The 12,061-nt window shown below is 36.6% G+C and carries 10 protein-coding genes; all 10 read right to left on the bottom strand.

Annotated elements, in window-relative coordinates; translation table 11 throughout:
- Positions 1–71: 71 nt before the first annotated feature.
- The 10 genes from ACS127_RS12550 to ACS127_RS12505 all read right to left on the bottom strand — a co-directional run bounded on the left by ACS127_RS12550 (position 72) and on the right by ACS127_RS12505 (position 11,922).
- On the bottom strand, positions 72–1,313 hold the full coding sequence (locus tag ACS127_RS12550) for a competence/damage-inducible protein A (protein ID WP_440895386.1): 1,242 nt from the start codon (positions 1,311–1,313) through the stop codon (positions 72–74).
- Complete coding sequence (gene pgsA / locus ACS127_RS12545; RefSeq protein WP_440895385.1) at positions 1,313–1,891, bottom strand: CDP-diacylglycerol--glycerol-3-phosphate 3-phosphatidyltransferase; 579 nt, start codon at positions 1,889–1,891, stop codon at positions 1,313–1,315. Before pgsA ends, ACS127_RS12550 begins: the two co-directional genes overlap by 1 nt.
- Before the next feature lie 95 nt (positions 1,892–1,986).
- Entirely contained in the window at positions 1,987–2,880 is an 894-nt protein-coding gene (locus tag ACS127_RS12540) for a RodZ domain-containing protein (RefSeq protein WP_440895384.1), read from the bottom strand.
- Between the two features lie 222 nt (positions 2,881–3,102).
- A complete protein-coding gene (gene yfmH / locus ACS127_RS12535) occupies positions 3,103–4,389 on the bottom strand; it encodes an EF-P 5-aminopentanol modification-associated protein YfmH (RefSeq protein WP_440895383.1) in 1,287 nt (428 codons plus the stop codon).
- Positions 4,382–5,671: an EF-P 5-aminopentanol modification-associated protein YfmF gene (gene yfmF, locus ACS127_RS12530; protein ID WP_440895382.1), complete on the bottom strand. Its 1,290-nt coding sequence runs from the start codon at positions 5,669–5,671 to the stop codon at positions 4,382–4,384. The genes yfmH and yfmF overlap by 8 nt, the downstream gene beginning before the upstream one ends.
- Positions 5,672–6,239: 568 nt before the next feature.
- On the bottom strand, positions 6,240–7,199 hold the full coding sequence (locus ACS127_RS12525; protein ID WP_440895381.1) for an ABC transporter permease: 960 nt from the start codon (positions 7,197–7,199) through the stop codon (positions 6,240–6,242).
- Entirely contained in the window at positions 7,200–8,246 is a 1,047-nt protein-coding gene (locus ACS127_RS12520) for an ABC transporter permease (protein WP_440895380.1), read from the bottom strand. It lies immediately after the preceding gene.
- Complete coding sequence (locus ACS127_RS12515) at positions 8,246–9,754, bottom strand: ABC transporter ATP-binding protein (RefSeq protein WP_440898133.1); 1,509 nt, start codon at positions 9,752–9,754, stop codon at positions 8,246–8,248. Before ACS127_RS12515 ends, ACS127_RS12520 begins: the two co-directional genes overlap by 1 nt.
- Before the next feature lie 245 nt (positions 9,755–9,999).
- Positions 10,000–11,121, bottom strand: coding sequence for a BMP family lipoprotein (locus ACS127_RS12510; RefSeq protein WP_440895379.1), 1,122 nt, complete (start codon positions 11,119–11,121; stop codon positions 10,000–10,002).
- A gap of 81 nt (positions 11,122–11,202) precedes the next feature.
- On the bottom strand, positions 11,203–11,922 hold the full coding sequence (locus ACS127_RS12505) for a GntR family transcriptional regulator (RefSeq protein WP_440895378.1): 720 nt from the start codon (positions 11,920–11,922) through the stop codon (positions 11,203–11,205).
- Between the last annotated feature and the right edge of the window lie 139 nt (positions 11,923–12,061).

Genomic DNA, 12,061 nt, shown 5'->3' with positions numbered 1-12,061 from the left:
TTAGAAGAAAAAGAGATTCGTTTTTTGAAAATCAGCTCCAATTTCTCGAAATACTATGACGATAAATCACTTCATTTTAATTTATTGTAAACTAACTCAAGACCTTTTTTTACTGATCGATTACGGATTAACTCTCGATTTTTAGGAAAATCAAATACCTCGATCTGATAATCCTGAGCAGATCGATAAAGACAAATATAAACTGTCCCGACTGCCTTATTTTCAAGAATGGCTGGCCCCGCTACACCGGTAAAACTAATCCCATAGGTTGTATTGAATTTTTCCTTCGTTAATTTAGCCATTTGATAAGCCGTTTGTTCACTAACCATGCCATGTTGTTCAATAATCGAGTGTTCAATTCCCAACACATTTTCCTTCGCATCTGAGGTATAGCTCACAATACTTCCTTGAAATACGTGACTTGCACCGGAAATCGAAACAAGCGAATCTGCAAATCGTCCACCTGTCAAGCTCTCTGCACTCGAAATGGATTGACCACTTTCTTTTAACAATTGAACGACTACCTCATTCAGCGTTTGATCATCAGAGCCATAAATATATTTCCCAGCAATTGTCTTTATTTCTTGTTCCTTTTGTTCGATAAGATGTTTAGCCTTTTCAGTCGAATCTGCCATAGCTGTTAAGCGTAAAGCGACTTCTCCATCTGATGCTAATGGGGCAATTGTTGGATTGGTTTGTTCAGCAATCAATTCCTTAAGCTGCATTTCAAGTTGCGATTCACCAATGCCGACACAGCGTAGCATTTTAGATACAATCACATCTTGTAAGGCATATATTTCCTCAAGATAAGGTAAAACCGTCTCAATCATCATTTGTTTCATTTCGCTTGGTACACCAGGTAGTAAAATAAAACGAGCTTCTTGATAAGGAACAATCATTCCTGGAGCTGTTCCTATCGAATTAGGAATAACCTCAGCGCCTTTAATGATCTTAGCTTGTTTATAATTATTCTCGGACATCTGTCGATTCGTTCGGGCAAAATAAGCTGTAATACCTGCCAAAATCTGTTCATCTTCAATTAAATGTTGATCGACAAGCTTTGCAACGACCTCTCGTGAGATGTCATCATCTGTTGGTCCAAGCCCACCTGTAATGAAAATAAGCTGTGAACGCCTAAGAGCATGCTTAAAAACATCTGACATCCGTCCTTCATTATCACCAACTACTTGATGGTGATAAACGCTAATCCCTCTAGCAGCAAGCTGTTGCGAAATCCATTGGGCATTTGTATTGGCAATTTGACCTAATAACAATTCAGTGCCGACCGCGACAATCTCAGCATTTATCATCATTATTTAGACTCCTTCATAACATGCCAATTTTTGATAAAGTAATCTACTCCAGAAACAACTGTTAAAATAAGGGCAATATAAAGTAAAACTGACCCGACTGGCCAACCTAAATAAGAGAAAGGAAAGTTATGCAATAATAAAACGATAATTGCTATGAGTTGAAAGGCAGTCTTCCATTTACCCATATTTCCTGCCGCTAATACGATCCCTTCACCTGCTGCAACGAGTCTTAAGCCTGTGACAGCAAATTCACGTGATAGGATAATAATGACTAACCAAGCAGGCGCTAAACCGAGTTCTATTAGCAATACAAATGCAGCAGTAACAAGCAGTTTATCTGCCATCGGATCTAAAAATTTTCCTAAATTCGTAACCAAATTATATTTCCTAGCATAATAGCCGTCTAACCAATCTGTTCCAGAGGCAAGGATAAATAATAAAGCAGCCACAAAATGGACAATAGGAAGTGAGGTCGTACCCATGTCCCAACTCCCCCAATCAATTGGGATCGTTAATAATAAAATAAAAATAGGAATAAGTAAAATACGTGATAAGGTAATACGATTGGGTATATTCATTAAAAACTTCCTTTCAAATTTTAGCTTTTATAAAATATAGCAATAAACAATGAATAACCTCACCCATCACTTGATGAGCGAGGTTAATTAGCCCCCTATGCAGGGTCTTCATTAATATATATCCATAATTCTTGAACCGCAGTTGAAGACATATCGTCTGAAAATTCTACTTCGATTCCATTAACAGATATAGAAATATCACCCGGATTTCCAAATCTTAAATGGACATACTCATCTTCTGAGATATCAAATGTTTCAGAAGAATCACTTGATTGAAGTGTTGCATAATATAATCGTTCTCCTGCTTCATTTTCAACCTCCAACCAGTTACTACTTTCGGATTCAATGACTAGTTCGATGGACTCTTCATCTGTGTTAAAACGATAATTAGAAACGTTATTTTCAAATGAATCAAGTATTAACTCAGGCTCTTCATCCGTTACATCATCTTCATCTTCATCATCTTCATTGCTTTCATCTGCATCCGTGTCCGTGTCATCCTGTCCCTCATTTTCTCCATTATCATCAGGCGGAAGGGAAACTTGATCACCAGCTGATTGATCTGTTTCCACTTGGTCTCCTGGGTCTTGAGGAGGATCATCATCCCTTAGTGCAAACTGCCAAATAAAGAAAAAGACTCCTATGACTAAAATAAGGACAACAAGGGTTGGGAGTAATGTAGCAAACGGCGATGATTTGGTCGACCCTGTTTTTTGTCTGGTTCGCTGCATTTGCGAATAGTCGATCTGATTATCTGACATGGGGATCTCATCTTGGTATTCATCGAAAAGCTCATCTGCATCCAATCCAACAGCATTAGCGTACTCTTTAATAAAAACGCGGGCATAAAAACTACCAGGTATAAGAGAAAAATTATTTTCTTCAATCGCCTGTAAGTGCCTAGTTTGGATTTTCGTCGATTTTTGAACATCTTCTAGGGATAATTCCTTTTCTAGACGAGCTTCTTTTAGTCTTTCACCAATTTGCATCTATAACACCATCCGTTTACTTAATCGATACCAAAAGTTCATCTTCTTATGCTAACTCTATAATAAATGATTTTAGTCATTTATAAAAGAGATAATATTAATATTTAAACTTTTTTATCTTTTTTCAAGTCATTTACCATTCAGCTATTTATTCCGATATATAATTAGACTTTTTTCGTAATAAAAAAGTTACGATTATTCGCAAAAAAATTAGTGACTGGGTTATTTTTGTGTCGGTTTGACTTGGAAAACAGCGACGTTATCATCTTTTATCCAGCTATTTAAAAATTGATTAGCTTCTTCAAGTGTTAATGATTCCAATGTTGGTAATAAATCAAAAAAATCAAGATCAAGCATTTGATAATGACTAACTTGATTGGCAATATCAGACATGCGATTCATACTTCTTAACAGTTGACCCATCATTTTTCTTTTCATACGTTCAAAATCTTCGTTAGCTAATAGGTAATCTTTAAACGTAGCCAACTGTTCTTTTACCTTTTCCGCAAATTGATCCGGTTTCTCAGTGTTTCCACCTACGATCGAAAAGCAAAATTGTTTTTGACGTTCTGTTTCAAAACCCAGACTTCCATCAATTAAATCAAGGTCATACAGCTCTTGATAGTAAATTCCTGATCTTGAATAAAAATGATCTAATAACATATCTGCAAGTAACTCTTCTTTAATAAACAATTGATTATCAGATTGCGGAACCTCTTTGATTCCAACCATACACTTAGGAACAGCAACAGGCATTTCAATCGAAGCTTGTTCCTCTTTAACATGGGTGGGTTCTGTTGGGAAATAACGTTCAATAGTTGATAATTGATCAAACTCTTTCTTGGCTTGATTAGTTTTAATGAGTTCTGCCATCTCAACCGGATCAAAATGACCAACTAGTGCCAACACCATGTTAGACGGATGGTAAAAAGTGTGATAGCAAGTATACAAATCCTCTTTGGTAATTTTATCAATTGAATCAACTGTACCAGCAATGTCAATCCGAACAGGATGTTGTTCGTACATCGCACCAATAATACCAAAAAAAGCACGCCAATCGGGTTGATCATCATACATCTGAATCTCTTGAGCAATAATACCTTTTTCTTTCTCCACAGATTGATCAGAGAAATATGGTGATTGAACAAAGTCTAAAAGAATTTCTGTGTTTTCAGCAATATCTGATGTCGCAGAATATAAATAAGCCGTTTTTGTAAAAGACGTAAAAGCATTAGCCGATGCACCAAGTTTTGTGAAATCATGAAAAACATCACGATCTTCTTTTTCAAATAACTTATGTTCAAGAAAATGTGCAATACCGTCTGGAACAGTGATCGAATCATTTTGATTAATCGGGATAAAAGACTGATCAATTGAGCCATAGTTTGTAGAAAATACAGCATATGTTTGTGACATTTCAGGTTTAGGGACTAAAACAACTTGTAAACCATTAGGTAAAACATCATGATAGACAGTCTCTTCTATTTGTTCATAATAAGTTTTATTCATTATCCTGACCTCCTTTAGCTGTTAAGAAATAAACAGTATCTAATTCTAATTTATTGGCCATTTTAATAATTGCATTCATACCCACATCGTTAATTTCTTCAATGAACTCAGCAACAGATCGGCTCGTGTTTGCTATGTTTTGATTGTACATAACTTCAATCATACCAAAGGGATCATCAAGGGTCTCTTTATATTGATTTATGATCAAACGTTTAGCTTCTGAAATTTGTTCTTCAGTAAAATCACCTTTTCGCATCGCTTCCATTTGTTCTAAAATAATTGCCTTTGCTTGTTCAAAGTCTTTTGGAGCAATGCCGCTAAACACAAACAACAAACCTTTATGGCTTTCAAATTGAGAAGCCGCATAATAAGCTAAACTATTTTTTTCACGAACATTAATAAATAACTTTGAGCTTGGGAAACCACCAAAAATAGCATTGAATACTTGTAGAGCTGGATAATCATGATCAGCAAATTTCGTATGTGTTCGAAAACCTAAATGCAATTTACCTTGCTGGACATGCTGTTCTTCAATCACTTCATTTGATTGCTCGACAAAATGGTCATCAGTGGTGACTTCTTCATCTTGCTTATTCTTATCATCACGATCGAATAAATTTCCAATTAATTGGTCTAGATCAATCGAGTCAAAATCTCCCATGATGTATAGATCAAGAGCATCGTGTTCTAGCATTTCTGTATAATATTGATATAAATTTTTTTCAGAAATATCGTTTAAGTCTTCAGGATAGCCGTGGACATGAATATGATAAGGTTCATCTTTACACATTTCATCAACTATCCTCGTATTCGCATAACGCATTTTATCATCAGCCATAGCAGCAATTTTTTGTTTTAAAGTTTGTTTTTCCTTTGCTACGATTTTAGGATCAAAGCTTCCATTCTCTTGTTTAGGACGAAATAGAGTGTCACTAAAAAAGGTAAGTCCTTGTTTTAAAATATTTTCGTTCGTTGACAAATACGTTTGATTAGCCAATGTCATCCGGGCAGTTAAAATATGCTGTTCTCCTTTTTTCGTCCCATCAATGGAGAATGTTGCCCCATATAAGTCATCTAACGCACGATGAAAAGCATTAAGTGTTGGATAGCGCTCCGTACCTTGTTGAAGGACAAATGGCAATAAAGCACGTTTCGTTATCGAGTCCCTTGATAGAGGGGAGCGAAATTTTGCGATAATATGAATGGTTTTAAATTTCTTATTTTCAACTATATGTAATCTATAGCCTTTTTTATCAATGGTTCGTTCGTTTAGATCAATCATTAAAAAGCCTCCTTAATTAAATCAGCAAGATATAACTATTATGTCCATCTTTTGTTTCCTCATTATAGTTTATCTCAAAAATGGGGAGGAAACAATTACCACTGTTATCATAATATATTTTCTAATAAGTTAAAAGTTATTTGTATTGAAAATGAGAAAAATCGGATGAATTCATTCCTTTTGAAAACGAGTGAATGTTTTATCAAAATAATTAATTTCCTACATCTTGTAAAAAAAGCTCACATTCTTGCAATGAGTATAACTCATAGCTTTGATTAGCCCGATTATTCATGTCCCAGCGAAAATATTTGTGAAAACACCTGCGCTGCCAACATCGTAGGACTCAGAATAAGAAAACCACTTATCCTTGCGGTGTAAAGCTCCGTAGTTTTCCTTAGTGCGGTTACTCGCCCCATCGAAACCCGTTGTTGTCCTGAGTTTTACGGACGGTTAGCTGTGATAAAGTTGGATCACGATAAAAACCGTCTGAATCAGACGGTTTTTACTTTGAAGAGTTGCTTGACCAAAGGACAAGAACAATTATAAATATAAATTTATTCTAATAAGTTTAGCGGCCACCTTTAATATATGGCACACCATTTGCCTTCGGTGCTTCTGCTCTTCCTATAAATCCTGCAAGGGCTAAAATTGTAAACACGTAAGGTGCAATAACAAGATAAACATTCGGAACATTCGCTAAGAAAGGAATCGTTCCACTCACAACACTTAAACTTTGGGCGAAACCAAAGAATAGGGCTGCTCCAAGTGCGCCAATAGGGTGCCATTTCCCAAAGATAACGGCAGCAATCGACATAAATCCTTGTCCTACAATTGTTGACCCTGAAAAATTAAAAGTAATGGTTTGAGCGTAGATCGCACCACCAATACCCGCTAATATCCCTGATAAGATAACAGCAATGTAACGAGTTTTTATAACATTGATTCCATTTGTATCAGCAGCCATTGGATGTTCACCAACTGCTCGTAATCGCAAGCCAAATGGTGTTTTATAAATCACAAACCATGCTATAACAGCAACAGCAATAGCAATATAAGAGGTATAATAAGTTCCACTGAAGAAAATATTACCAATGATAGGAATGTCAGATAAAATCGGTACTGATTGTGTATAAAAAGGTTGTGAAACCATGTCAGTTTGTCCCTTATCATATAACTCACGGGTTAAAAAGACACCTAAACCTAACGCCATTAAATTGATCGCTACACCACTGACCGTTTGATCTGCACGAAAAGAAATCGAGGCGACCGCATGCATAACCGAAAATAATCCCCCAATAATTGCAGCAACTAGGATAGACAACCATGGTGTTAATGCACCGAATACTTCTGCATAAGCTAAGTTAAAGACAACACTTGAAAACGCTCCGATAATCATTAGGCCTTCAAGCCCAATGTTAATAACTCCAGACCGTTCACTGAACACACCGCCTAGGGCAGTAAAAATAAGTGGTGCAGAGTAAAACATGGCAATAGGAACAACTATAGCTAATAAATTAACGATATACATTTAATTCTCCTCCTTTTTCAGGCGAAGTAAGACCCAACGGATGATGTAACTTGATGCAATAAAGAAAATAATCAGTGCAATGACAATTTCAACAAGTTCTGAAGGAACACCAGCCACTGTTGGCATTCTTAATGCCCCAATTTTTAATGATCCGAATAGAATCGCAGAGAAAACAGAACCTATGGCTGTATTTGCACCTAATAAAGCAACTGCAATCCCATCAAAGCCTAAATTCGCAAAAGCTCCATGGGCATGCATATAACCAAATGTCCCTAATCCTTCCATAGCACCAGCTAAGCCAGCAAACACTCCTGAAATCATCATCGATTTCATTATATTTTTCTTAACATTCATTCCTGCATAATTTGCTGCATGACGGTTGAATCCAACAGAGCGTAATTCATAACCTGTTGTGGTCTTTTCTAAAATAAACCACATAGCAACAACTGCGATTATAGCAATAATAAAGCCCCAGTGAACTTGGGAATAACCCATTAATTCAGTTAACCAAGGGGATTTAATTGAGGCAGTTTCTGATATTCGTTCAGATGCATCCCCGTTGTCTGACAAAACATTTCTGATGATGTAATTACATGAATGTAAAGCAATATAATTCATCATAATTGAGATAACAACTTCATGTACACCACGGGTTGCCTTCAACAATCCTGGAACAGCAGCCCATAATGACCCAGCAACTGCTGCTGCTAAGATCGCTAAGGGAATATGAATAATTGCCGGCAAATCAAAAGCAATCCCTACTGATACAGACGCTAACCAGCCTACAAAAACTTGTCCTTCAGCCCCGATATTAAATAGTCCCGTTCGAAAAGCAAAAGCAATCGCTAAACCTGTTAGTATTAAAGGAGTCGTTTGGCGAACGGTCTCACCTAATGCATATGGATTTCCAAATGCACCATCAAATAAAGCAATATATCCTTCAATGGGATTATAACCGAATATTAGCATAATAATAGCTCCAGCTAAAAAACCTAAAAAAACTGAAATAATTGGAACTAAAAGATTAAAAAGTCGATTAGAAAACATTAAATGTCATCCTCCTTCTTCAGATGGCTACCTGCCATTAAGAGGCCAATTTCTTGCTCAGTTGTTTCTGATGGTTTGACTTCTGCAACGATCTTCCCATCAAACATAACCGCAATTCGATCACTTACATTCATAATTTCATCTAGTTCAAATGATAAAAGCAAAACAGCACGACCTTGATCTCGTTCTTTGAGTAAACGCTTATGAATACTTTCAATCGCCCCTACATCTAAGCCGCGTGTAGGCTGAGCGGCAATTAATAAATCTGGTGATCGATCAACCTCACGAGCAATGATCGCTTTTTGTTGGTTTCCACCTGATAGTGCACGTGCTTTAGTTCGTGAATTGGGTGTCCGAACATCATAATCCTCAATTAGCCTCTCACCATATTGATAGACCTCTTTAAAAGATAAAATTTTATATTTAGAAAATGGTTCTTGATAATAAGTTTGCATAACCATATTTTCAGCAATTGGGAAATCAAGAATAAGACCAAATTTATGACGATCTTGAGGAATATGTCCAACTCCTGATTCAGTTATTTTCCTTGTTGATAGATTCGTAATTTCCTTATCATTTAGAAAAATTTGTCCAGCCTCAATTTTTCGCAATCCAGTAATCGCTTCAATCAATTCGGATTGTCCATTTCCATCTACCCCAGCAATACCAACAATTTCACCAGCCTTAACAGACAGATTCAAGCCTTTAACCATCATAGCTTGACGGCTATCTTTTACTTCTAAATCCTTTATTGTCAAGACCTCTTCTTTGGGTACAGCTTCTGTTTTTTCCGTTTTAAATTCTACTTTTCGTCCAACCATTAAAGAAGCAAGTTCATCTTTTGTTGTATCTTTTACATCTACTGTTGCGATTCCTTCACCTTTTCGAATAACCGTACATCGATCACATACATCGACAATTTCCTTTAGTTTATGCGTAATTAAAATAATCGAAATTCCTTCATCAATCAGTGAACGCATAATATTCATAAGTTCGGTAATTTCTTGCGGTGTCAACACAGCTGTTGGTTCATCTAAAATTAATACATCTGCACCACGATACAATGTTTTTAGTATCTCTGCTCTTTGCTGCATACCAACTGAAATATCACTAATTTTTGCTTTAGGGTCAACTCTCAAACCATATTTTTCAGAGAGCTCAGCAATTTCCTTTTCTGCCTTGCTAACATCAATAACCCCTTTTTTAGTTGGCTCAACACCTAGCATTATGTTTTGCGCAACAGTGAAGGTTTCAACGAGCATAAAGTGTTGATGTACCATTCCAATCCCTAACTGATTAGCAACGTTAGGGTCAGTCACATTCACTGGCTCTCCTTTAATTCGTATTTCTCCTTTTTCTGGTTGATATAAGCCAAACAACACATTCATTAAGGTAGATTTTCCTGCACCGTTTTCACCTAAAAGTGCATGAATTTCCCCTTTTTTTACTTGTAAATTTATGTTGTTGTTCGCAACGATACCGGGAAATTCCTTTCTAATATTCAGCATCTCTACGACATAATTGTCCAAAATGTTCACTCCGATCTGGAAGATTAATAAATCACTAAATGAAGAGAGGAGAGTTACTACTCTTCATTTAAAGACTTTGTTAAACCTAAAAAAATCAATAAACGGCTATCCAAGTAAGCGGTTGCCTGTGGATGAAAAGATAAAAAGGCTAGCACAACTAGTGTCTAGTTTACTAGCCTTTTTATGAAAACAACTACTGTCTAGTTCGCTAGCCTTTTAATAAATTATAGCGCATCTAGAAATTCTGCTAATTCGTCATCTGTTTGTGGAGCAACAACTTCACCATCAAGAAGTTTTAACTCCCATTCATTAACAGCTTCAGCAATTTCATCAGTAAATGCTTCAGTGTGTGTATCCGTCACGCCTACCCCTTCATCAGAGAGATCAAAGACTAATGTTTCACCGCCAGGGAACTCCCCATTCAAAGTCATATTTGCAACTTCTTCTACAGCTACGTCAACACGTTTAAGTGTTGATGTTAGCGTAACATTGTGGTCACCAATTTGTCCTTCATCATACTGATCACGGTCTACCCCGATTACCCATACTCCAGCATCTGGGTCATCATTGATTCTATCTTTCGCTTCTGTAAACACACCATTACCTGTGTCACCTGAAGCATGATAAATAACATCTGCTCCCGAGCTATACATTGTTGAAGCAATCGCACGACCACGGCTAGCATCTCCAAATGATTCAGCATAGTCAATACTTACTTCAATATCTGGATTAACAGATTTTACTCCTGCAACAAAACCTGTTTCGAAACGTTTAATAACTGTACTCTCTACACCGCCAACGAAACCAACGTGATCGGTTTCAGTTGTTAGTGCTGCTGCGACACCGCCTAAAAATGCCCCTTGCTCATCAGCAAAATTGATACTTACAACATTATCCCCTTCAACAACCTCGTCAACAATCCCAAAATTCGTATCAGGGAAATTTCCAGCAACTTCTTCAACTGCAGCTTGTAATTCAAAACCAATTCCAAAGATTAAGTCATAATCTTGTTGAATAAGACCATTTAAGTTTGGCAAATAGTCTGATCCATTATCTGATTGAGCATAATCATATCCTGTCCCACGTTCTAAACCATGAGTTTCAGCAAAGGATTGAATACCTTCCCAAGAGGATTGGTTAAATGATCTATCATCTACCCCGCCAATATCTGTTACCATTGCTAGTGAAAAGTCACTGGCATCAGTTTCGGCATCATCAGTTTCTTCACTATCTGGATCTTGTGTTTCATCTGCTGCAGAATCTCCATCATCAGAAGAACCACAAGCCCCTAATACAAAAACCGCACTTAGTAACAAAGCAAAGATAAGTAATAATTTGTTTTTCACTTGAAAAACCCCCAATAATTTTATTGTTGACCAAATATATTGATCGTATGAACTAGACCAGTAGCTCTTGATCGAAAAATATTATGTTCTTTTTCTCACGACATGAAATTGAAAAGCATCACTTCTAAAATAGTTTTCTGAGTATAGTATTGGCTGATGATCTTTAGTATAGTGCATTTGTTTTAACAGAAGTAAAGCTTGATCTGGCCCACAATTTAAAATAGCTGATATTTTCTCATGGTAACCAATCGGTTCAACATAGGCATGTGCATAGTCAATTGACTTACCTGTATAGGCATGAATGAGTTTGAATATTGAATCTTGACTATGGATATGACTGATCGGAACAACTGCATTGTCTACTTTATCAATGCAATAAACAACAGGTTCTCCATCCGCAGTTCTCACACGTTCAACTCGTGCAATTGTTTGGACGTCCAACGAGTTAAAGTTGTTTAAGTCAACTTCTGTAGGCTCAACAACCTCTGCAGCTACATATTGTGTGCCAGGCACTTTTCCAGCCTTTTTGATCATTTCTGATACACTACCTAATTCCTCAATTCCAGAAGAATAAATCGGTTTTGGATTGACAAATACACCCACTCCTAATCTTCTGGACACAATACGCTCTTCAACTAATCGATCAATAATCGCTTCCATCATTTCTCGTGAGACTTGATATGTCTTTGCTAGTTCATAAGGAGGATGCAGCTTTTCATTCGGTAAAAAGTCACCCCGTTCGATGTCTTGCCGAATATGGGTAAGCCCCTTCTTAAATTGGTCGTTATCATCTATCGACATTTAAAATCCTCCAGTTAATATTATCAAATGACTTGGTCAATTATAATATAACACTTAAATAAGAATAAATAAACACCCATTATGACAAATTAAACAAAAATCTATTAATCATAAAAATCCCATTAGTCTGAATACTTTG

It is taken from the genome of Amphibacillus sp. Q70 (assembly GCF_052055485.1).
Lineage (GTDB): Bacteria > Bacillota > Bacilli > Bacillales > Amphibacillaceae > Amphibacillus.
Note: the sequence above shows the minus strand (reverse complement) of the source record. Positions and strands in the feature narration are given on the sequence as shown.